The 21,020-nt window shown below is 65.1% G+C and carries 18 protein-coding genes and 1 tRNA gene; 9 read left to right on the top strand and 10 right to left on the bottom strand.

Going from position 1 to position 21,020, the window contains the following annotated elements:
* Positions 1–162 precede the first annotated feature (162 nt).
* From LDO54_RS11215 to LDO54_RS11200, 4 genes are all read right to left on the bottom strand, one after another.
* On the bottom strand, positions 163–3,156 hold the full coding sequence (locus tag LDO54_RS11215; protein ID WP_224010224.1) for a ribonucleoside-diphosphate reductase subunit alpha: 2,994 nt from the start codon (positions 3,154–3,156) through the stop codon (positions 163–165).
* A gap of 586 nt (positions 3,157–3,742) precedes the next feature.
* Entirely contained in the window at positions 3,743–4,381 is a 639-nt protein-coding gene (gene ampD / locus LDO54_RS11210) for a 1,6-anhydro-N-acetylmuramyl-L-alanine amidase AmpD (protein ID WP_436975552.1), read from the bottom strand.
* Positions 4,378–4,779 (bottom strand): PP0621 family protein, encoded by a 402-nt coding sequence (locus LDO54_RS11205; RefSeq protein ID WP_224010222.1) that lies wholly within the window; start codon positions 4,777–4,779, stop codon positions 4,378–4,380. The genes ampD and LDO54_RS11205 overlap by 4 nt, the downstream gene beginning before the upstream one ends.
* A gap of 108 nt (positions 4,780–4,887) precedes the next feature.
* A complete protein-coding gene (locus tag LDO54_RS11200; RefSeq protein ID WP_224010220.1) occupies positions 4,888–5,802 on the bottom strand; it encodes a cytochrome C assembly family protein in 915 nt (304 codons plus the stop codon).
* 126 nt (positions 5,803–5,928) lie between these two features.
* Here LDO54_RS11200 and ffh point away from each other — a divergent pair, with 126 nt between their 5' ends.
* Positions 5,929–7,296 (top strand): signal recognition particle protein, encoded by a 1,368-nt coding sequence (gene ffh / locus LDO54_RS11195; protein ID WP_224010211.1) that lies wholly within the window; start codon positions 5,929–5,931, stop codon positions 7,294–7,296.
* A gap of 157 nt (positions 7,297–7,453) precedes the next feature.
* The gene (locus tag LDO54_RS11190) at positions 7,454–8,005 is read left to right on the top strand and encodes a hypoxanthine-guanine phosphoribosyltransferase (protein WP_224010209.1); all 552 of its coding nucleotides are present in this window, start codon (positions 7,454–7,456) and stop codon (positions 8,003–8,005) included.
* A gap of 86 nt (positions 8,006–8,091) precedes the next feature.
* Here LDO54_RS11190 and LDO54_RS11185 read toward each other — a convergent pair whose 3' ends face one another.
* Complete coding sequence (locus LDO54_RS11185; RefSeq protein WP_224010207.1) at positions 8,092–8,691, bottom strand: MarC family protein; 600 nt, start codon at positions 8,689–8,691, stop codon at positions 8,092–8,094.
* A gap of 41 nt (positions 8,692–8,732) precedes the next feature.
* Entirely contained in the window at positions 8,733–10,469 is a 1,737-nt protein-coding gene (locus tag LDO54_RS11180) for a proline--tRNA ligase (RefSeq protein WP_224010205.1), read from the bottom strand.
* 251 nt (positions 10,470–10,720) lie between these two features.
* On the opposite strand from LDO54_RS11180, the gene LDO54_RS11175 reads away from it, so the two are divergent.
* Entirely contained in the window at positions 10,721–11,410 is a 690-nt protein-coding gene (locus LDO54_RS11175; RefSeq protein WP_224010203.1) for an RNA pyrophosphohydrolase, read from the top strand.
* Positions 11,411–11,585: 175 nt separating this feature from the next.
* Positions 11,586–12,140, top strand: coding sequence for a CNP1-like family protein (locus LDO54_RS11170; RefSeq protein WP_224010249.1), 555 nt, complete (start codon positions 11,586–11,588; stop codon positions 12,138–12,140).
* A 140-nt stretch (positions 12,141–12,280) separates the two neighbouring features.
* Here LDO54_RS11170 and proB read toward each other — a convergent pair whose 3' ends face one another.
* From proB to rplU, 4 genes are all read right to left on the bottom strand, one after another.
* The gene (gene proB / locus LDO54_RS11165) at positions 12,281–13,399 is read right to left on the bottom strand and encodes a glutamate 5-kinase (protein ID WP_224010202.1); all 1,119 of its coding nucleotides are present in this window, start codon (positions 13,397–13,399) and stop codon (positions 12,281–12,283) included.
* A gap of 85 nt (positions 13,400–13,484) precedes the next feature.
* Positions 13,485–14,594: an Obg family GTPase CgtA gene (gene cgtA, locus LDO54_RS11160; RefSeq protein WP_224010200.1), complete on the bottom strand. Its 1,110-nt coding sequence runs from the start codon at positions 14,592–14,594 to the stop codon at positions 13,485–13,487.
* Positions 14,595–14,819: 225 nt separating this feature from the next.
* Positions 14,820–15,083, bottom strand: coding sequence for a 50S ribosomal protein L27 (rpmA, locus tag LDO54_RS11155; protein WP_065060410.1), 264 nt, complete (start codon positions 15,081–15,083; stop codon positions 14,820–14,822).
* A gap of 26 nt (positions 15,084–15,109) precedes the next feature.
* Positions 15,110–15,421 (bottom strand): 50S ribosomal protein L21, encoded by a 312-nt coding sequence (gene rplU / locus LDO54_RS11150; protein ID WP_007180329.1) that lies wholly within the window; start codon positions 15,419–15,421, stop codon positions 15,110–15,112.
* A 328-nt stretch (positions 15,422–15,749) separates the two neighbouring features.
* On the opposite strand from rplU, the gene LDO54_RS11145 reads away from it, so the two are divergent.
* The 5 genes from LDO54_RS11145 (at position 15,750) to LDO54_RS11125 (ending at position 21,011) form a co-directional block, all read left to right on the top strand.
* A complete protein-coding gene (locus tag LDO54_RS11145) occupies positions 15,750–16,742 on the top strand; it encodes a polyprenyl synthetase family protein (protein ID WP_224010198.1) in 993 nt (330 codons plus the stop codon).
* A 40-nt stretch (positions 16,743–16,782) separates the two neighbouring features.
* Positions 16,783–16,859, top strand: a tRNA-Pro gene (locus LDO54_RS11140).
* 217 nt (positions 16,860–17,076) lie between these two features.
* Complete coding sequence (locus tag LDO54_RS11135) at positions 17,077–18,405, top strand: HlyC/CorC family transporter (protein WP_224010196.1); 1,329 nt, start codon at positions 17,077–17,079, stop codon at positions 18,403–18,405.
* Between the two features lie 81 nt (positions 18,406–18,486).
* On the top strand, positions 18,487–19,794 hold the full coding sequence (locus tag LDO54_RS11130; protein WP_224010194.1) for a GspE/PulE family protein: 1,308 nt from the start codon (positions 18,487–18,489) through the stop codon (positions 19,792–19,794).
* Complete coding sequence (locus LDO54_RS11125; protein ID WP_224010193.1) at positions 19,791–21,011, top strand: type II secretion system F family protein; 1,221 nt, start codon at positions 19,791–19,793, stop codon at positions 21,009–21,011. Before LDO54_RS11130 ends, LDO54_RS11125 begins: the two co-directional genes overlap by 4 nt.
* Positions 21,012–21,020 lie beyond the last annotated feature (9 nt).

Raw genomic sequence — 21,020 nt, 5'->3', positions numbered from 1 at the left:
CGCGCCGCGCTTGCATCTTTACTTGCTTCGACTTGCATCGACGACGGCATCGACTACTGTTTACTGTCTGTACTCGCTGCACGCCGTCGATTCACTGCGTCGACTCGCTGACTGCGCGTGTCGCGTGGCAGCACCGTTGCGCTGCCGCCACGCACATCACGATTACTGGCAAGCCTCGCACTCTTCGAAGCCCGCATCGCCCGGACGCATCATGCACACCGGACCTTCGGCTTCAGGCGACGCTTCGACTGCCGCTTCCGGCGCTGCCGCCTGCATCACCGAACCGCCGTTGCCGCCGGCCGCGCCGAAACCCGCACCGCCGTTCGCGCCACCTGCTGCACCGCCGCCGTTCGAACCGCCCGTCGGCACTGCGTTGAGCGCGCCGTGCGCCACCGTCGACTTCTCGACGTGCGTCGCCGCCATCGTGCGGAGGTAGTACGTCGTCTTCAGACCGCGCAGCCATGCGAGCTTGTAGATCTCGTCGAGCTTCTTGCCCGATGCGCCCGCCATGAAGATGTTCAGCGACTGCGCCTGGTCGATCCACTTCTGACGACGCGATGCCGCTTCGACGAGCCACGTCGGATCGACTTCGAACGCCGTCGCGTAGACCGCGCGCAGGTCGGCCGGCACACGGTCGATGCGCGAGAGCATGCCGTCGAAGTACTTCAGGTCGGCGACCATGACTTCGTCCCACAGGCCGCGCGACTTCAGGTCACGCACGAGGTAGTCGTTCACCACCGTGAATTCGCCCGAGAGGTTCGACTTCACGTAGAGGTTCTGGAACGTCGGCTCGATACACGGCGACACGCCGATGATGTTCGAGATGGTCGCGGTCGGCGCGATCGCGATGCAGTTCGAATTGCGCATGCCGTGCGTGGCGATGCGCTCGCGCAGCGACGTCCAGTCCATCGACTCGCTCGAGTCGACTTCGACGTAACCGCCGCGTGCTTCCTCGAGCAGCTTGAGCGTGTCTTGCGGGAGGATGCCGCGATCCCACAGCGAGCCGCGGTAGGTCGAGTAGCGGCCGCGCTCGGCTGCCAGCTCCGTCGACGCCCAGTACGCGTAGTAGCAGACGGCTTCCATCGAGCGGTCGGCGAACTCCACGGCCTCTTGCGAAGCAAACGGCGTGCGCAGAACGTGCAGGCAGTCCTGGAAGCCCATGATGCCCATGCCCACCGGACGGTGCTTCAGGTTCGAGTTGCGCGCCTTCGACACAGCGTAGTAGTTGATGTCGATGACGTTGTCGAGCATGCGCATCGCGACGCTGATGGTGCGCTTGAGCTTCTCGTGGTCGAGCGCGAACGTGCCGTCGGCCTGTTCGACCATGTGCGCGACGAGGTTCACCGAGCCCAGGTTACAGACGGCGATTTCGCTGTCGCTGGTGTTCAGCGTGATTTCCGTGCACAGGTTCGACGAGTGGACGACGCCCACGTGCTGCTGCGGCGAACGGACGTTGCACGGATCCTTGAACGTGATCCACGGGTGGCCCGTTTCGAACAGCATGCCCAGCATCTTGCGCCACAGTTGCGCGGCCGGCAGCTTCTTGAACAGCTTGATCTCGCCGCGCGCGGCCTTGTCTTCGTAAGCGACGTAAGCCTTTTCGAAATCGGCGCCGAACAGGTCGTGCAGATCCGGGCAGGTCGACGGCGAGAACAGCGTCCAGTCACCGCCTTCCATCACGCGCTTCATGAACAGATCGGGAATCCAGTTCGCCGTGTTCATGTCGTGGGTGCGGCGGCGATCGTCGCCGGTGTTCTTGCGCAGTTCCAGGAACTCTTCGATGTCCAGGTGCCACGTTTCCAGGTACGCGCAGACCGCGCCCTTGCGCTTGCCGCCCTGGTTGACCGCGACGGCCGTGTCGTTCACGACCTTCAGGAACGGGACCACGCCTTGCGACTTGCCGTTCGTGCCCTTGATGTGCGAACCGAGTGCACGCACGCGCGTCCAGTCGTTGCCCAGACCGCCCGCGAACTTCGAGAGCAGCGCGTTGTCCTTGAGCGCTTCGTAGATGCCGTCGAGGTCGTCGGCGACCGTCGTCAGGTAGCACGACGAGAGCTGCGAGCGGTGCGTGCCCGAGTTGAACAGCGTCGGCGTCGACGACATGAAGTCGAACGACGAGAGCACGTTGTAGAACTCGATCGCGCGCGCTTCACGGTCGATCTCGTTGAGCGACAGGCCCATCGCGACGCGCATGAAGAATGCCTGCGGCATTTCGATGCGCGTGCCGTGCACGTGCAGGAAGTAGCGGTCGTACAGCGTCTGCAGGCCGAGGTAGCCGAACTGCAGGTCGCGGTTCGCGTTCAGCGCATTGCCCAGACGCTTGAGGTCGAACTGCTGGAGCTTGTCGTCGAGCAGGCCGGCTTCGACGCCGCGCTTGATGAACTGCGGGAAGTAGTCGGGGTAACGCACGGCCATGTCGGCTTGCGTGACTTCTTCTTCCAGAATTTCGCGACGGATCGTGTGCAGCAGGATGCGCGACGTGACCTGGCTGTACGCCGGGTCCTTTTCGATCATCGTGCGGGCGGCGAGGATGGCCGAGTCGTAGACCTGCGTCATCGGCACGCCGTCGTACAGGTTCTTGATCGTTTCCGCGACGATCGGGTCGGCGTTCACGGCGTCGCCCAGACCTTCACAGGCCGAGACGATCAGCGCGCGCAGTGCGTGCATGTCGAGCGGACGCGTCACGCCGTTGTCGGTGACGTTGATGCCAGGCGCTGCGGGCGCTGCCGTTTCCGGCGCGTGCGCGCGTTCCTGGTTGCGCTTCTCGCGATACAGCACGTAGGCACGCGCGACGTTGTGCTCGCCGCCGCGCATCAGCGCGAGTTCGACCTGATCCTGAATGTCTTCGATGTGGAACGTGCCGCCGTTCGGGCGGCTGCGCACCAGCGCGCGCACCACGTTCTGCGTGAGCTGTTCGACGACTTCGCGAACGCGCGCCGACGCCGCACCCTGTCCGCCATTGACGGCCAGGAACGCCTTGGTCATTGCGATGGCGATCTTCGACGGCTCGAAGCCCACGACACTGCCGTTACGGCGAATGATCTTGTGGTCGGCGTATTGCGCCGCGCTGGCCTGGCCGTCCTGCGACTGACCACCCAGCGTGTGCGCGGCCGGCGCGCCTTCATACCGGGTCGAGACGTTATCGGTCGTTTGCATGTGCAAAGCTCCTGGTCCTGGAAATATGCGAAGGATTTCGCGAATTAATACGGGCGCCGCGCCCCCGTGTGCGCGGACGAATGGGCGGAGACAAAAAGCCAGCCTGGCGAGGCTGCCGGATGCGGCAATGCTGATGAACCACAGAGCGTGACGGTCTTCATCGTGGATGCCGCGATCATTGGCTGTACCTTTTCTCTCGATTACAGCCGGTGCGCCGGTTCTCGCCCGACTGCACCGCACAAAGTTCTTTTCCTATGCCGCTAATGCGTGCGGCGCCGTGCTCGGAGAGCGGGGCGCCGCGGAACAACACAACATATGGTGTAAAGCCGTGCTTCGGGTACGAAGTATAGTGGAACTTGCCGGACGTGCAACGGCTAAATTTCACGACCGAAGTATTGACAAAGAGGGCTGCGGCGCGAAGCCCAGACGGCGCGGGCATTCGGGCGAAACAAGGGTTTCGCTGCGTCAGAAAGCCCGCACGCGACGCAGCGGTTAGCGCGCCGCCGAGGCTTACTGTTTAGTTGCGCTTTGGCGCGTCACGCTGCGTCACGACGACGCTGGCGACGCCGAAACTGCCGCGCGCACATCACGCGCGCGCGTGCAGATAGGGAAAGAACGCGTCGCCCAGTTGCGTCTCGCGCTGCAGACGCGCCCAGTCGAAATGCGGACCCGGATCGGTCTTGCGTCCCGGCGCGATGTCCGAGTGACCGGCGAGCGCGTCGATCGGATAGTGCGCCGCGAGCGCGCGCACGAGCGGAGCGAGCGTGGCGTATTGCGCGGGTTCGAAGGGCTGCGTGTCGCTGCCTTCGAGTTCGATGCCAATCGAGAAGTCATTGCAGCGCTCGCGCCCGAAGAAGTTCGAGAGGCCCGCGTGCCACGCGCGCTCGTCGCAGGAGACGAACTGTTCGAGCGTGCCGTCGCGATGGATCACGAAATGCGCCGAGACGCGCACGCCGCGCAGATGCGTATCGAAGTACGGATGCACGTCGCAGTCGAGGCGATTGAGAAATAAATCGGCGATCTCGGGGCCGCCAAAGGTATCGGGCGGCAAGCTGATGTTGTGCACGACGATGAGCGTCGGCGTCGCGCCTTCAGGACGCGCCTCGAAGTTCGGCGACGGCAGGCGGCGCGCGCCATCGGCCCAACCTTGCGCGTCGATCGCGAAACCCGATGCCAACGCAGACGACGACGCAGGCGATGCAGCAGACTGCGCGTGATCGCTCATCGCGCGGCGCGGTCCTGGCCGGACTTGCGCGCATCATAGACGCGCGCGTGCTCGGCGCTGCAGAACGACTGCGCGCCTACGTTCACCGACTCGCTGCGCGGCGCGTGCACGCCGCACTCGGCGCAACGCACCATCGGCTCGGGCAGCGCGCCCTGGCCGCTTGCGCCATTCGCACCGTTCGCGCCATTCGAACCGTTGGTGCCACCGTTCGAACCATTGGCACCATTCCCGCCGAACGGACCCGCGGCGCCGTTCGTGCGCCACGCGCCGCCCTGCCCGGCCTGACGCGGATCGGCGCCCGGACGCGACTGCGGCGACTGCGTCTGCGCACGGCGCAGCGCCTTGACGAACCACTGCCCGACGACGAACAGCAGGATCAGAAGAAAAATCTGTCTCATGGAATCAATCTGGTTTCAGTGCGCCGCTCCGTGCACGACTCGGGTGCAATCACGGAATGGCGCGGCAACGAAAGCACATCGCACCGCATCGACTCGCCTCACACGGCGTCAAACGATCTGCCGATGCAGCAGCACCTCGAACACAAAGCGGCTGCCCACATACGCGAGCAGCAGCGCGATAAACGACGCGATCACCCAGCGCAGCGCCGAGCGCCCGCGCCAGCCGGAGATCTTGCGCGCGGTGAGCAGCGCGCCGAACATCAGCCACGACAGGAACGCGAACACCGTCTTGTGATCGAGCGACAGCGGACGGTCGATCAACTGCTCGCTGAACACGATGCCCGAAACGAGCGTGGCCGTGAGCAGCACGAAGCCCGCGCCGATCAGACGGAACAGCAGCTTTTCCATCGTCAGCAGCGGCGGCAGCGTCTCGATCCAGTTCGACAGCCAGCCGCCGCCTTTGTTGCCCGCGTTGCGCTGAAAACCCGCGCCCTTGAGCGCGTGCAGGCGGCGCTCGACGGCGAGCATCAGCACGGCGTGCAGCGCGGCGATTGCAAACAGCCCGTAAGCGACGTTGGCGATGACGAAATGCAGCTTGAACATCGGCGCGGCGGCGTAAGGCAGCACCCGCACGCCGCCGAACACGAGCGGCAGGATCGCGGCGAGCGCCGCGAGCGGCAGCAGCAGCAGGCGCAGACCGTCGAGCGCGAAGAAAAAGCTCTCGATCCAGTAGATCACCGCGCCGAGCCAGAACATCGCCGACAACGCGAACGCGAAGCCGAAAATCATCTCGTGGGCGGGGAAGATCGTCATGTGCAGCAAGACGCCGTGCGCCGCGAGCGCGACGAACAGCAGCGAGCGCGAGAGCACGCCGAAGCTGCGCGCGCGCGGGCCGACCGTCACCGGGACCGGCGGCACGCTGCCGAGGAGCGGCGGCGCGCCGGCGCGCCGCAGTGCATGCCAGTCGGCGGCGCACAATCCGCCGTACAGGAGCACGGTGAGGGCATACAGTACAATATCCATGTTCGAAGTTTACTATAGGCCCCCTTTCCACGACGCAGCGTGATAAAGCGGCGACGGAACCCGGCAATTTGCCGCATTCCTGCGCCACGCGCGACGTTCGGGAGCCGCACTGCTCACCGCCTCCCCATGCTCGACAATCTCACTCAACGGATGGCGCGCGTCGTCAAGACGCTGCGCGGCGAAGCCCGGCTGACCGAAGCCAATACGCAGGACATGCTGCGCGAGGTACGTCTCGCGCTGCTGGAAGCGGACGTGGCGCTGCCCGTCGTGCGCGAATTCATCGCCAAGGTGAAGGAAAAGGCGCTCGGCGAGGAAGTGATCAGCAGCCTGTCGCCGGGCCAGGCGCTTGTCGGCGTAGTGCAGCGCGAGCTGACCGCCGTGATCGGCGGCGACTACGAAGGCAAGGCCGCCGAGCTGAACCTCAACGTCACGCCGCCCGCCGTCATCCTGATGGCCGGTTTGCAGGGCGCGGGTAAAACCACCACGACCGGCAAGCTCGCCAAGCTGCTGCGCGAGAAGTACAAAAAGAAGGTCCTGACCGTTTCATGCGACATCTACCGCCCCGCTGCTATCGCGCAGCTGAAGACGGTGACGGAACAGGTCGGCGCCGACTTCTTCCCTTCGCAGCCGGATCAAAAGCCCGTCGAGATCGCCGCTGCGGCGGTCGACTGGGCCAAGCGCCACTATCACGACGTGCTGCTCGTCGACACGGCCGGCCGCCTCGGTATCGACGAGGCCATGATGAACGAGATCAGCGCGCTGCACTCGTACCTCAAGCCCGCTGAAACGCTGTTCGTGGTCGACGCCATGCTCGGCCAGGACGCGGTCAACACCGCGAAGGCGTTCAACGACGCCCTGCCGCTCACCGGCGTCGTGCTCACCAAGCTCGACGGCGACTCGCGCGGCGGCGCGGCGCTCTCCGTGCGCCACATCACCGGCAAGCCGATCAAGTTCGTCGGCGTCGCGGAAAAGCTCGACGGTCTGGAAGTGTTCCACCCCGACCGCATGGCCAACCGTATTCTCGGCATGGGCGACATTCTCGCCCTCGTCGAGGAAGCGCAGCGCGGCGTGGACGTGCAAGCCGCGCAGAAGCTCGCCGACAAGGTCAAGAAAGGCGGCGACTTCGACCTCAACGATTTCCGCGCGCAGCTTTCGCAGATGAAGAAAATGGGCGGCCTCTCGTCGCTCATGGACAAGCTGCCCGCGCAGTTCCAGCAGGCGGCCTCGGGCGCCGACATGGGCGTCGCCGAAAAGCAGATGCGCCGCATGGAAGGCATCATCAATTCGATGACCGCGCAGGAGCGCGCCAAGCCCGATCTGATCAAGGCCACGCGCAAGCGCCGTATCGCGGCGGGCGCGGGCGTGCAGGTGCAGGAAGTCAATCGCCTGCTGAACCAGTACGACCAGATGCGCACCATGATGAAGAAGCTCAAGGGCGGCAATCTGCAGAAGATGATGCGCGGCATGAAGGGCATGATGCCCGGCATGCGCTAATCGAATCGTCACGATTGGCGGGCCGCGCGGCGTAGTGCGCACGCGGCCCAACACGACGCGGCGCGCGAGCTGGACAATGAAGCGCGGGTTTTTGCTGTAGCGCGCGCCGTCGTTATTTTCCACACTGAATAGCTACAGCCACTGCCCCGCCAGAGTCATGAATCGCGAAGAAGCCCTCCATATTTTCCGCCACTCCGAAGAAATCGTTTCGGAGAGCGATGTCAATGCGTCGATCGGCCGGATGGCCGAAGCCATTCGCGCCGATGTCAGCGAGGACTTCCCGCTCGTGCTGTCGGTGATGGGCGGCGCGGCCGTGTTCACCGGCATGCTGCTGCCGCACCTCGACTTCCCGCTCGAGTTCGACTACATCCACCTCACGCGCTACCGCAACGCCATCAAGGGCAGCGCGGAAATGCAGTGGCGCGTGGCGCCGCGTGAGTCGGTCAAGGACCGCGTCGTGCTCGTGCTCGACGACATCCTCGACGAAGGCGAGACCATGGCCGCGATCCGCGACCGCATCATGGACATGGGCGCAAAGCGTTTCCTCTCGGCCGTGCTGTGCGAGAAGATCATTCCGAAGACCAAGCCGCTGCACCCGGACTACTGCGGTTTTTCGGTGCCGGACCGCTATGTGTTCGGCTGCGGCATGGACGCCAAGGGTTACTGGCGCAACCTGCCGACGATTCGCGCGCTGACCGAAGGCGCGTAAGCGCGGGCCACGCCGATAAAAAAAGCCGCTTCGAACGAAGCGGCTTTTTTGTTGCCTGCGACAGCTTGCTGTCGAAGAACGCGGCGTCAGAGGTGATGCACGAACGCGGCGATGCCCGCGAGGATCATCTCGACCGAAATCGCCACCAGCACGAGGCCCATCAAGCGCTCGAAGGCCGTGACCACGCGCTCGCCGAGCAGTTGCTGGATGCGCTCCGCGAGCACCAGCACGAACGCGCAGATCGCCATCGTCACGATCAGCGCGCCGATCCACTCGAACAGTTTGCCCGGCGCCTGCGACGTGAGCAGCATGACGGTCGCGAGCGCCGACGGCCCCGCGAGCGCGGGAATCGCGAGCGGCACGATGAGCGGCTCGCCGCCCTTGTCGCCCGCGCCGAACGGACCGCCCGGATGCGGGAAGATCATGCGCAGCGCGATCAGAAACAGCACGATGCCGCCGCCGATGCGCAGCGACGTGTCCGTGAGCCCCATCATCCGCAGGAAGCCGTTGCCGGCCACCATGAAGACGAGCAGGATCACGAACGCGATCGCCACTTCGCGCAGGATCACCACCGCCCGGCGCTCCCGCGCCACACCGCGCAGACAGCCGATGAACAACGGAATGTTGCCGAGCGGATCGGTGATCAGCAGCAGCAGGACCGTCGCGGACAGGAAACTGTATTCCACGCTCGCGGCGCTCCTTTAGCCGAGGTGAACGACGTCGCGCATCAAACAGCCAGCGCGGCGGCGATCTTCTGCGCCACCGTCTGCGCGGCCTCTTCGGCCGGCAGCAGCGTGGCTTCGGTGTCGCGGCGGCCCTGATACTCGATCTTGCCGTCCTTCAGACCACGATCGCCGATCACGAGACGATGCGGCACGCCGATCAGTTCCCAGTCGGCGAACATCACGCCCGGACGCTCGCCGCGGTCGTCGAGGATCACGTCCACGCCCGCTGCGACCAGTTCGTTATAGACGCGCTCGGCGTGCTCGCGCACGAGTTCGCTGCGGTCCATGCCCATCGGGCACACGACCACCTGGAACGGGGCGATCGATTCCGGCCAGATGATGCCCTTGTCGTCGAAGTTCTGCTCGATCGCGGCGCCCAGGATACGCGTGATGCCGATGCCGTAGCAGCCCATCTGCATCGGCGCGGGCTTGCCGTTTTCGGCGAGGTACGTCGCGCTCATCGCTTCCGAGTACTTGGTGCCGAGCTGGAACACGTGGCCCACTTCGATGCCGCGGCAGATGTCGAGCACGCCTTTGCCGTCCGGCGACGGGTCGCCCTTCTGCACGTTGCGGATGTCGGCGACGACCGGTTCCGGCAGATCGCGGCCCCAGTTCACGCCCGTGGTGTGGAAGTCCACTTCGTTCGAGCCCACGACGAAGTCGCTCATGTTCGCGACCGTCGAGTCGGCGACCACCTTGACCGGCTTCTTCGTGTTGAGCGGACCGAGGTAGCCCGGCGGCGTGCCGAACCACTCGACGATCTCGGCTTCGGTCGCGAAGCGGAAACCCTTCAGGCCTTCGAGCTTGCCGACCTTGATCTCGTTGAGCGAGTGGTCGCCGCGCAGCATCAGCAGCCAGATGGTGGGTTCGGCGCCTTCGTTGTCCGTCGCGAGCACGATCGACTTGATGGTGCGTTCGAGCGGCATGCCGAGCAGTTCGGCCACGGCCTCGCACTTCGCCGCGCCGGGCGTCGAGGTCTTCGTGAGCGCTTCGCTCGCCGCGCCGCGCGTGGCGATCAGCGGCAGCGCGTCGGTCGCTTCGACGTTGGCGGCGAATTCCGAGCTCGGGCAGTAGGCGATGTCGTCTTCGCCGGTTTCCGCGATCACGTGGAATTCGTGCGAACCGCTGCCGCCGATCGAGCCGTTGTCGGCCACGACCGCGCGGAAATCGAGACCGAGGCGCGTGAAGATGCGCACGTAGGCGTCGTACATCTTCTGGTACGAGAGCTTCAGGCCGTCGACGTCCTTATCGAACGAATACGCGTCCTTCATGATGAATTCGCGGCCGCGCATCACGCCGAAACGGGGACGGATTTCGTCGCGGAACTTCGTCTGCACCTGATAGAAGTTCACCGGCAGCTGGCGATAGCTCTTGATCTGATTGCGCGCGATGTCGGTGACGACTTCCTCGTGCGTCGGCCCCATCACGAAATCGCTTTGCTTACGGTCCTTGAAACGCAGCAGTTCTGGCCCGTATTGTTCCCAGCGACCCGATTCCTGCCAGAGCTCGGCCGGCTGCACCGCCGGCATCAGCAGTTCGATGGCGCCCGCGCGGTTCATTTCCTCGCGCACGATCTGCTCGACCTTGCGGATCGAGCGCAGGCCGATCGGCAGATAGTTGTAGATGCCGCCCGCGACGCGGCGGATCATGCCCGCGCGGACCATCAACTTGTGGCTGACGATTTCGGCGTCAGCCGGCGCTTCCTTCAGGGTGCCGATAAAGAAACGGGAGGCTTTCATTCAGATTTTCCAAAAGCGGCGGCCAGTGCGGACCGCCCGAAGAGAGACCAACGGTGGAGTTCAGGAAACCGCCATTATGACAACGCGCCGTGCGCCGCACCGATGACGCCCGCCAGGTTCGGCGCCGATCGCGCCGCCAGGGCGCTTTTGCGCAATCGCGGCAAATCGGTCCGATATTCTGGCCGTCGGGTGCGTGAGGACCGTTATCTGTTTATAATCAAAGCAATTTTAAAGGATTCGAAGGTGGTTGTATGCTGGATCGTGAGGGGTTTCGCCCGAACGTCGGCATCATCCTCTTGAACGCGCGAAACGAGGTGTTTTGGGGCAAACGGGTTCGCGAACATTCCTGGCAGTTTCCGCAAGGGGGCATCAAGTATGGTGAGACCCCCATGCAGGCAATGTTTAGGGAGTTGCACGAAGAAACCGGTCTGCATCCTGAGCACGTCAAGATCATCGGTCGCACACGCGACTGGTTGCGTTATGAGGTGCCGGACAAGTTCATCAAGCGCGAAGTGCGCGGCCATTATCGCGGTCAGAAACAGATCTGGTTTCTGCTGCGCATGGTCGGGCGCGACTGCGATATCTGCCTTCGGGCAACGGAGCATCCTGAGTTCGATGCGTGGCGCTGGAATGAATACTGGGTGCCGCTCGAAGCGGTCATCGAGTTCAAGCGTGACGTCTATCAACTGGCGCTAACGGAGCTGTCGCGTTTTCTGCGGCGGCCCGCTGCGCCGCGTGTGGAACGCAGCGCCGGTCCGCACGGGCATATGCACGAGGTGCGCTACCCGCGCATCGTGACGTCGGCGCACGCCCAGGCGGTGCAGATCGAGCCCTCGTACATCGAGACCGAGGTGGTCGAGGTGCGCGCGGTCATGGAGCGCGACTGCGGCACGGTGGAGGCGGAGAGTATCATCGTGCCTGCGCCGGACGAGCACGAGTAACACAGTCACGCGAATCATCTCTCGTGGCGGCGCACTGAACGCCCGGAACGGCCCTGTTCGCGCTGCGTAAGCCCCTGGCAAAATGCGCAGCGCGCCATCGGCCGGTCCGCATTCGCGGCGCCGCGCATTCGTGCGCCCAGCGCCGGAGCATCGAAGGAAAACCAATTTGAAACGAATGGCTCTTGCCGCGGTGTGCGCCGCGGCCGCAAGTAGCGTCCTGCTGGCCGGTTGCGGCAGCTCCGGCCCCACCAACAAGGACGACAGCGCGTTCACCTATCTGCTCGACCGCAAGGGCGACTGGCAGGAAGACAAGCTCGCAGGATTGCCGGCGTTGCCGCAGGCGGGCACCCAGTTGCTGACGTTCGACGTGTCGAACAACACGCCGCTCAAGTTCGCCATCGACCCGGCTTCGCTCACGGTGGGCAACGACGGCGTGGTGCGCTACACCATCGTCATCACGAGCCAGAGCGGCGCGCGCAACATCAACTACGAAGGCATTCGCTGCGACACCTACGAGTGGCGTCTCTACGCGAGCCTGAACGCCGATCACAACGGCTGGGATCAGACCGTCGCGAACGACTGGTCGCGCATCGAGAACGGCACGCTCAACGCGTACCGCTCGGCGCTGTATCAGGATTACTTCTGCGCGAACAAGATGCCGATCGCGAAGGCCTCGACCATCGTCGAGAACATCCGCTTCGGCCGCACGCAGTCGACGCTCGTGCGCTGATCGCGGCGCCAGACGTCACCATCCTTCGCCCCGCCCGCTCGCCTGAGCGGCGGCGCAAAGAAAAAAGCCGCAAGGGTCGATGATCGTTGCGGCTTTTTTACGTCTTGATGCGCCTCGATGCCGCTTCAGGCGGCAGACGCTCAGATCAGCACGAGATTGTCGCGATGGATCAGTTCGGGCTCCAGCATGTAGCCGAGCACGCCTTCGATCTCGCTGCTCGCGTGACGCTGGATGAGCTTGGTTTCGGCGCTGCTGTAGTTCGTGAGCCCGCGCGCGACCTCGCGGCCTTCGGCGTTCAGACACGCGATGACCTCGCCGCGCGCGAACGCGCCCTGCACGCCGGTCACGCCGATGGGCAGCAGGCTCTTGCCGTCGGCGGTGAGCTTCTGCACCGCGCCGTCGTCGATCACCACGTGGCCGCGCACCTGAAGATGGTCGGCCATCCACTGCTTGCGTGCGGCCATGCGCGCGGTGCGCGCGATGAGTTGCGTGCCGATTGCCTCGCCCGACGCGAGCCGCACCAGCACCTGCTCCTCGCGGCCGCTCGCGATGACCGTGTTCGCGCCGCTATGCGCCGCGCGCTTGGCCGCGAGAATCTTGGTGAGCATGCCGCCGCGCCCGATGCTCGACCCGGCGCCGCCCGCCATGGCTTCGAGTTCGGGCTTGCCCGCGTCGGCTTCCTGCACGAGCGTGGCGGTCGGGTCCTTGCGCGGATCGGCCGTGTAGAGCCCGCTCTGGTCGGTGAGGATGACGAGCGCGTCGCCTTCGATCAGGTTCGCCACGAGCGCGCCCAGCGTGTCGTTGTCGCCGAACTTGATCTCGTCGGTGACCACGGTGTCGTTCTCGTTGATGATCGGCACCACGCCCAGACGCAGCAGCGTGAGCAGCGTGGAGCGCGCGTTCAGATAGCGCTCGCGGTCGGCGAGGTCGGCATGCGTGAGCAGGATCTGCGCGGTGCGGATGTCGTGTTCGGAAAAACGGCTTTCGTAGACCTGCGCGAGCCCCATCTGCCCGACCGCCGCGGCCGCCTGCAATTCGTCGATCTCACGCGGACGCTTGCTCCAGCCGAGACGCTGCATGCCTTCGGCGATCGCGCCCGAACTCACGAGCACGACTTCCTTGCCCTGCGCGCGCAGCGCCGCGATCTGCGCGGCCCAGCGGCCGATGGCCGCATGATCGAGCCCACGGCCGTCGTTGGTGACGAGGCTCGAACCGACTTTCACTACCAGACGCCGGGAATCGGCGATGACGGAACGCATGCTGCGCGGTCTCCCAATTGACTTGATGACGCGTGAAGCGGCCGGCGCGGCCTGCGCGCCGGCTTGAACTGCGAATGACCGCGAATTACTCCTGCGGCTGACCGGCGTCGGGCGCCGCGCCCTCGCTGCCGCGGAAGCGCACGTCGGAGGCGAGATCTTCCGCTTCCTCGGCGCGACGCGCGTCCGAATGCTCGGAGACGTAGTCGTAAATCGCGTAGCAAAGATTCTCGCAGCCCTGCCCCGTGAGCGCCGAAATCTCGAACACCGGGCCATCCCACTCGAAACGTTCCACGAAGTCGGCGATGCGCGCGGCACGCTCGTCTTCCGGCACCATATCGAGCTTGTTGAGCACGAGCCAGCGCGGCTTATCGAACAGCGTCTCGTCGTACTTGCGCAGTTCCTCGACGATGGCCTTCGCTTCCGCGACCGGGTCGACGCTGTCGTCGAACGGCGCCATGTCGACAAGATGCAGCAGCAGGTTCGTGCGCTGCAGATGGCGCAGGAACTGGTGGCCGAGGCCCGCGCCTTCCGCCGCGCCTTCGATCAGGCCCGGAATGTCGGCGATCACGAAGCTCTTGCTCGGACCCACGCGCACCACGCCGAGGTTCGGCGCGAGCGTGGTGAACGGGTAGTCGGCGATCTTCGGCTTGGCGTTCGAGACCGAGGAAATGAACGTGGACTTGCCCGCGTTCGGCATGCCGAGCAGGCCGACGTCGGCCAGCACCTTCAGCTCGAGCTTGAGCATGCGGCGCTCGCCGGGCTTGCCGTCGGTCTTCTGACGCGGCGCGCGGTTCGTGGACGACTTGAAATGCAGGTTGCCGAGGCCGCCCGCGCCACCCTTCGCGACCATGACGCTCTGGTCGTGCTCGGTGAGGTCGGCGATCAGCTCGCCCGTGTCCATGTCGCTGATGACCGTGCCGACCGGCATGCGCAGCGTGATGTCGTCGCCGCCCTTGCCGTAGCAGTCGGCGCCACGGCCGTTTTCGCCGTTGCGCGCCAGATGCTTCTTCGTATAGCGGTAGTCGATCAGCGTATTGATATTGCGGTCGCCGACGGCGTAGACGCTGCCGCCTCGCCCGCCGTCGCCGCCGTCCGGCCCGCCGAACGGGACGAACTTCTCGCGCCGCATCGACGCGCTGCCATCGCCCCCATCGCCGGCGATGACTTCGATCTTCGCTTCGTCAATGAACTTCATGCGTTACTCCGTCCCGTATTCGGTGAGTGTCGTTATTTTGCCAATGTATTGTGCGCGCCGTCGCCGTGCTTGCCCACCTGGCCGAATGGCCGGTGGAAGCCGACAGGCGCCAGGCACGTTCGTGATTGGCGATCTGGATCGAAACCCAGATAAAGCAACAGATAAACAAAAGGCCCCGCAAACTTCGCGGGGCCTTCCTTGCGTCGATTGCGAGCGGACTAGAACTTAGGCCGCTGCCGGAACGACGTTGACCGTGTGCTTGTTCGCAGCGCCCTTGGTCGTGAACGCGACATGGCCGTCGACCAGCGCGAAGAGCGTGTGGTCCTTGCCGATGCCGACGTTCAGGCCCGGGTGCATACGCGTGCCGCGCTGGCGAACGATGATGCCGCCTGCGAGGATCGCCTGGCCGCCGAACACCTTGACGCCAAGTCGTTTCGACTCTGAGTCGCGGCCGTTACGTGACGACCCGCCTGCCTTTTTGTGTGCCATTTGTTTGCTCCTTTACCTGCGTGCGCTTACGCGTTGATCGCGTCGATGCGCAGTTCGGTGTAGTTCTGGCGGTGGCCGCCATGCTTCTGGTAGTGCTTCCGGCGACGCATCTTGAAGATGGTCACTTTGGCGTGTCGGCCTTGCGACACAACGGTGGCCTTGACGGAAGCCCCACTGACCAGCGGCGTACCGAACTTAATCGATTCGCCTTCGCCCACTGCGAGAACCTGGTCGAGCGTGATTTCTGCGTCAATGTCAGCCGGTATCTGTTCTACTTTAAGTTTTTCGCCAACAGCAACCTTGTACTGCTTGCCGCCGGTTTTTATGACCGCGTACATTGAGAACCTCACTCTAAAATATCTTTTCAGACGCACTGCGCGCCCGAAACCTTAGATTATACATAGAGTTAGCTGCACGGTCAAAAGGTTTGACGCGCGCGTTGACAACCCGCCGAAAACCCGCGCGAGCCGCTCCAGCCTTGTCTGAGCGCCGCTTGAACGTCGCCCGCGAGACCCGCCAGCCCCGCCCAGGCGCTCTACCGCATGGGGTCCGAATAGAGGGAAGCATCGACGAAAGCGCGGCCAAAACCCTGGCCGGACGGCAGGGGAGCGTCCGGCATCTGGCCGATTCGCCTTATAATCCGCGGCACTACACCTATTTGCCATCATGTCGTCCACTGCCACCCCCTCCCCCAGCGCAGCCACCCTGCTTGCCCCCATCGCCAGCGACATGGAGCAGGTGAACCGTGTCATCCGGCAGAGTCTGGCGTCCGAGGTGATGCTGATCAATCAGATCTCCGAGTACATCATCAGTGCGGGCGGCAAGCGGCTGCGTCCGGCGCTGCTGCTGCTCGTGGCCGGCGCGCTCGGCGACCGCGGCCCGCAGCGGCATACGCTCGCGGCGGTGGTCGAGTTCATCCATACGGCCACGCTGCTGCACGACGACGTCGTCGACGAATCGGACCTGCGGCGCGGCCGCCAGACGGCCAACGCGCTGTTCGGCAACGCGGCGAGCGTACTGGTGGGCGACTATCTGTATTCGCGCTCGTTCGAGATGATGGTGGGCGTGGGCAAGATGCGCGTGATGGAAATCCTCTCGCAGGCCACCACGATCATTTCCGAAGGGGAAGTGCTGCAACTCCTGAACATGCATGATGCCGACGTGGACACCACGCGCTACATGCAAGTGATCCGCTACAAGACGGCGAAGCTGTTCGAGGCGGCGGCGCAGCTGGGCGCGGTGCTCTCGGGCGCCGACGCGCGCACGGAAGAAGCGGCGGCGGAATACGGCCGACGCATCGGCACGGCGTTCCAGATCATGGACGACTGGCTCGACTACACGGGCACGCCCGAATCGATGGGCAAGAACGCCGGCGACGACCTGCGCGAAGGCAAGCCCACCCTGCCGCTGATCTGGCTGATCGAGCACGGCACGCCCGCGGAAGCGGCGCTCGCGCGCGAGGCGATCGAGCAAGGCGGCACCACGCGCTTCGACGAAATCTTCGCGGCGATCACGCGTTCGGGCGCGCTCGATCACACGCTGCAATGCGCGAAAGCCGAGGCTCAAGCAGCCGCCGATGCAATTTCTTCATTTCCCTCTTCCCAATACAAAGAGAGCCTGCTAGAATTATGTTCTTACTCGACGACGCGCCAGTCTTGAACAAGACGAAGCAGATCGAAGAGTTCTGGCAGTAAAAATTCGGGGTGTAGCTTAGCCTGGTAGAGCGCTACGTTCGGGACGTAGAGGCCGGAGGTTCGAATCCTCTCACCCCGACCAGAATTTCAAAAAAAACCGCACACAACGTTGTGCGGTTTTTTTTCGTCCTTTTTTCGTGCGTGCGCTGCGCACCGGCTGCATCTGGCCACATCGGCCTCGCAGACCGGAACGTCTTATCCCAACGGCCAACGTGGCGACAAGCACCCGCCCCGCGCGAATTTGGCGCGCGCACCCTCTGTTATAGTTTCCCCATCCGCTCCCCTCACTGTCTCCAAGCGTGGACCACCTTCCCTTATGGGCGCAGATTTCCGCCGTTTTCGTCCTGCTCATCTGCTCCAGCTTCTTCTCCATCTCCGAAACGGCGATGATGGCGCTCAACCGCCATCGGCTCAAATATCTCGCGAGCCACGGCGCGCTCGGCGCGAAGACTACCCAGAAGCTGCTCGTCCGCCCTGACCTGCTGCTCTCGGTCATCCTGATCGGCAACAATCTGTTCAACACGATCATTCCGGTGCTCACCACCTCGATCGCGCTGCACACGTTCGGCCACGACAATCTGGTGCTGTCGGTCGCCACCGGCATCGTTGCGTTTCTGATCATCGTGTTCGCGGAAATCACGCCGAAGATCGTCGGCGCCACCTTTCCCGAGAAGATCGCGCTGCCCGCGAGTCTGCTGATCGCGCCGCTGATGCGCGTGACCAAGCCCGTGATCTGGTTCGTGAACGGTTTCGCGAACGCCATCCTGCGCGTGCTGCACATCAACACGCACAAGGCGCGCGACCAGCGCCTCTCGACCGAGGAACTGCGCACCATCGTGCTCGAGTCGGGCAGCTTCATGCCGACCAAGCACCGCAGCATCCTGCTGAATCTGTTCGACCTCGAAAACATCACCGTCGACGACGTGATGATTCCGCGCCGGCGTATCGAAGCGCTCGACTACGACGCGCCGCTCGAAGACATCCTGCATCAGCTCGAGACCTGCTATCACAACAAGCTGATCGTCTATCAAGGCGACATCGACCGCGTGCTCGGCGTGCTGCACGTGCGCAAGACGCTCGCCGCGCTGCATAACCAGGATTTCGAGCGCGAGACGCTGCGCGAACTGCTCGCCGAGCCCTACTTCGTGCCGACCGGCACGGCCGTGTTCCAGCAACTTCAGTACTTCCAGGAAAGCCGTCACCGCATCGCGCTGGTCGTGAACGAGTACGGCGAGCTCGAAGGACTCGTCACGCCGGAAGACATCATCGAAGAATTGATCGGCGAATTCACGACGACGATGCCGCGCAGCGGCACCGGGCGCGGCGGCTGGAACGACGAAGGCGAATGCATCGTGCCGGGCAGCATGCCGCTGCGCGAACTCAACCGCTGGCTGCAGATCAAGCTGCCGACCGACGGCCCGAAGACGCTCAACGGGCTGATCCTCGAAGTGCTCGAAGAGATTCCCGAAGGCGACGTGTGCCTGCAGATCGGCGACGTCAAGCTCGAAGTGCTGCGCAGCGACGATCAGGCGGTGCGCACCGTCAAACTCTTCAAGCCGGGCACCAAACCCAGCAAGGGCCGCGCGGGCCCGCTCGACAAGGCGAAGAAGCTGCTGCCCGGACGTTAGCCGTTCGGATGAGTGGCGCGCGCGGTCGCGCCAGCCGATCATGAAGCCGTCACACTCACGGCGGCTTCGGGCCGGTTCTCGATGTTTTCCATTCCTGATCGTTCGCACGCACTGGCCGCCGAAGGCTTATCCAGCAGCAACAGCGGCGGCGGCGGCGCGCGTGCATCGCTGAACACGCCGTCTCCCGCCGCCGCGCTCGACGACGCGCCCGCCGTACGCCTGCTCGCCGACACGCTGCGCGAAGCCGCGCGGCGCAACGCCTCCGATCTGCACGTCGAGCCGCTCGAACAGGGCTGGCGCATTCGCGTGCGCATCGACGGCGTCCTGCACGACATCGCCAGGCCGCCCGCGCATCTGCGCGACGCGTTCATCACGCGCGTGAAAGTGCTCGCGCGCATGGACATCGCCGAGCGGCGCATTCCCCAGGATGGCAGGCTCAGGCTTGCACCGCTCGCACAGCACGCGTCCGCCGAGGACTATCGCGTGAATTCGCTGCCTACGCTCCACGGAGAAAAGCTGGTGCTGCGGCGGCTCGAAGCGCTGCCCGCCGATCTCTCGCTCGCCGCGCTCGGTCTCGACGAGGCGCAGCAGCGCACACTTGGCGCGGCCATCGCCGCACCGCATGGACTCGTGCTGGTGACCGGCCCCACGGGCAGCGGCAAGACGCTGTCGCTCTACTGCTTTCTGCAACGGCTCAACGACGCTTCGCGCAATCTGTGCTCCGTGGAAGATCCCGCCGAGATCCAGCTCGCGGGCATCAATCAGGTCAACGTGCGCGAGAAAGCCGGACTGACCTTCGCGCTTGCGCTGCGCGCGCTGCTGCGGCAAGACCCGGACGTGATCATGATCGGCGAGATCCGCGACGAGGAGACCGCCAGCGTCGCGGTGAAAGCGGCGCAGACCGGCCACCTCGTACTCTCCACGCTGCATACGAACGACGCGCCCGCCGCCGCCGCACGGCTCATCGACATCGGCGTGGAACCATACAACCTCGCCGCCGCGCTGCGGCTCGTCACGGCGCAGCGGCTCGTGCGGCGGCTGTGTCCGCAGTGCCGCGTGCCATCGGACGAGTCCGCAGCGGCGTTGCGCGCGGCCGGTCTCGAAGACGATGCGCGCGCATCGAATTCTCCCTTGAGTTCGTCGGTATTCGTGGCGCGCGGTTGCGAGGCGTGTCACGGCATCGGTTATCGCGGGCGCGTGGGCATTCACGAAGTCATGCCGGTGAGCGCGGCCATGCGCGAGATGATCGTGGCGAAGCGCAGCGCGCACGACATTGCACGTCAGGCGCGCGCCGAAGGCGTCGCCACGTTGCGCGACGCCGCGCTCGCACGCGTGCGCGACGGCACCACGAGTCTCGCCGAAGCCCTGGCCGCGACGGATACGCCATGAATGCCCGCCACGTCCCTGCGCCTGCGGCCGACTCGCGCTTCGCATGGCGCGGCCTCGACGCACACGGATCGCCTCGGCGCGGCTCGTTGATCGCATTCGATGCCGCCGCCGTGCGTCTCAAGCTCAAGCACGAACGCATCGCCGCGACCGCCATCGTGCGGCGCGGTCCCGCACCGAAGCCGCGCGCGAATCACGCCGACGTCACGCGCTTCACGCGTCAACTCGCGAGTCTGCTGCGCGCGGGCCTGCCGCTTGCAGGCTCGCTCGACCTGCTCGCGCAATCGCCGGGACCGCACGGCATGCCGCGCATCGCCGCCGCGCTCGCGCGCGACATTCTCGCGGGCACGCGTTTCGCCGATTCGCTTGCGCGGCATCCGTCGCGTTTCGGCCAACTGTATTGCCAGCTCGTCGCCGTGGGTGAGGCGTCGGGCGCGCTCGCCGCCGTGCTCGCGCGCATCGCCGACGACCGCGAGCGCGGCGCGGCACAGCGCGCGAAAGTGCGCGCCGCGCTGACCTATCCCGTCGCCGTGCTGCTGTTCGCGGTCGCCATCACCGCCGCGCTGCTGATCTGGGTCGTGCCGACGTTCAAGCAGATCTTCGACGGCTTCGGCGCCGCGCTGCCCGCGCCCACGCAGTTCGTGCTGATGCTCTCGGCCGCCGCCGCGCGCTGGAGCGTGCCCGCCGCCGCGTGTGCATGCGCAGGCGCGTTTGGCACGCACACGCTGTTGCGGCGCTCCGAAGCCGCGCGTCTCGCGTTCGGGCGCATCGTGCTCGGTATGCCGTTCGTCGGCGCGCTGCTCACTACCTTGTGCGCGGCGCGCTGGAGCCGCGCGCTCGGCACCTTGCTCGCCGCCGGCACGCCGCTCGCCGACGCCTTCGACTCGCTCACGCACGCGAGCGGCAACGCCTTCTTCGACCGTGCGAGCGCGGGCATCAGCGCACGTCTGCGGCACGGCGAACGGCTCGCCGCCTCGATGCGCGCAACGGGCTGCTTTCCGCTCGACGTGATTCAGCCGGTCGCGGTCGCCGAAGAATCGGGCGCGCTCGACGCCATGCTGCTCGACGTCGCCGCGCTCGCCGACCGTCAGGTGGACGAAAGAATCGCGCTCGTCGCGAGCCTGTGCGAACCGCTCGTCATCGTCGTGCTCGGCGCGCTGGTCGGCGGCCTCGTGGTCGCGATGTATCTTCCCATCATTCAACTGGGCAACGTGGTGTAGCATCGCTGC

Source organism: Paraburkholderia tropica (genome assembly GCF_914484835.1).
Lineage (GTDB): Bacteria > Pseudomonadota > Gammaproteobacteria > Burkholderiales > Burkholderiaceae > Paraburkholderia > Paraburkholderia tropica_A.
This window is presented reverse-complemented; position numbering and strand designations above follow the sequence as displayed.

Excerpts from the sequence above, each read along its gene's own strand:
- LDO54_RS11215 (WP_224010224.1), bottom strand. The coding sequence starts at position 3,156 with ATGCAAACGACCGATAACGTCTCGACCCGGTATGAAGGCGCGCCGGCC.
- ampD (WP_436975552.1), bottom strand. The coding sequence starts at position 4,381 with ATGAGCGATCACGCGCAGTCTGCTGCATCGCCTGCGTCGTCGTCTGCG.
- LDO54_RS11205 (WP_224010222.1), bottom strand. The coding sequence starts at position 4,779 with ATGAGACAGATTTTTCTTCTGATCCTGCTGTTCGTCGTCGGGCAGTGG.
- LDO54_RS11200 (WP_224010220.1), bottom strand. The coding sequence starts at position 5,802 with ATGGATATTGTACTGTATGCCCTCACCGTGCTCCTGTACGGCGGATTG.
- ffh (WP_224010211.1), top strand. The coding sequence starts at position 5,929 with ATGCTCGACAATCTCACTCAACGGATGGCGCGCGTCGTCAAGACGCTG.
- LDO54_RS11190 (WP_224010209.1), top strand. The coding sequence starts at position 7,454 with ATGAATCGCGAAGAAGCCCTCCATATTTTCCGCCACTCCGAAGAAATC.
- LDO54_RS11180 (WP_224010205.1), bottom strand. The coding sequence starts at position 10,469 with ATGAAAGCCTCCCGTTTCTTTATCGGCACCCTGAAGGAAGCGCCGGCT.
- LDO54_RS11175 (WP_224010203.1), top strand. The coding sequence starts at position 10,721 with ATGCTGGATCGTGAGGGGTTTCGCCCGAACGTCGGCATCATCCTCTTG.
- LDO54_RS11170 (WP_224010249.1), top strand. The coding sequence starts at position 11,586 with ATGGCTCTTGCCGCGGTGTGCGCCGCGGCCGCAAGTAGCGTCCTGCTG.
- proB (WP_224010202.1), bottom strand. The coding sequence starts at position 13,399 with ATGCGTTCCGTCATCGCCGATTCCCGGCGTCTGGTAGTGAAAGTCGGT.
- cgtA (WP_224010200.1), bottom strand. The coding sequence starts at position 14,594 with ATGAAGTTCATTGACGAAGCGAAGATCGAAGTCATCGCCGGCGATGGG.
- rpmA (WP_065060410.1), bottom strand. The coding sequence starts at position 15,083 with ATGGCACACAAAAAGGCAGGCGGGTCGTCACGTAACGGCCGCGACTCA.
- rplU (WP_007180329.1), bottom strand. The coding sequence starts at position 15,421 with ATGTACGCGGTCATAAAAACCGGCGGCAAGCAGTACAAGGTTGCTGTT.
- LDO54_RS11145 (WP_224010198.1), top strand. The coding sequence starts at position 15,750 with ATGTCGTCCACTGCCACCCCCTCCCCCAGCGCAGCCACCCTGCTTGCC.
- LDO54_RS11130 (WP_224010194.1), top strand. The coding sequence starts at position 18,487 with ATGTTTTCCATTCCTGATCGTTCGCACGCACTGGCCGCCGAAGGCTTA.
- LDO54_RS11125 (WP_224010193.1), top strand. The coding sequence starts at position 19,791 with ATGAATGCCCGCCACGTCCCTGCGCCTGCGGCCGACTCGCGCTTCGCA.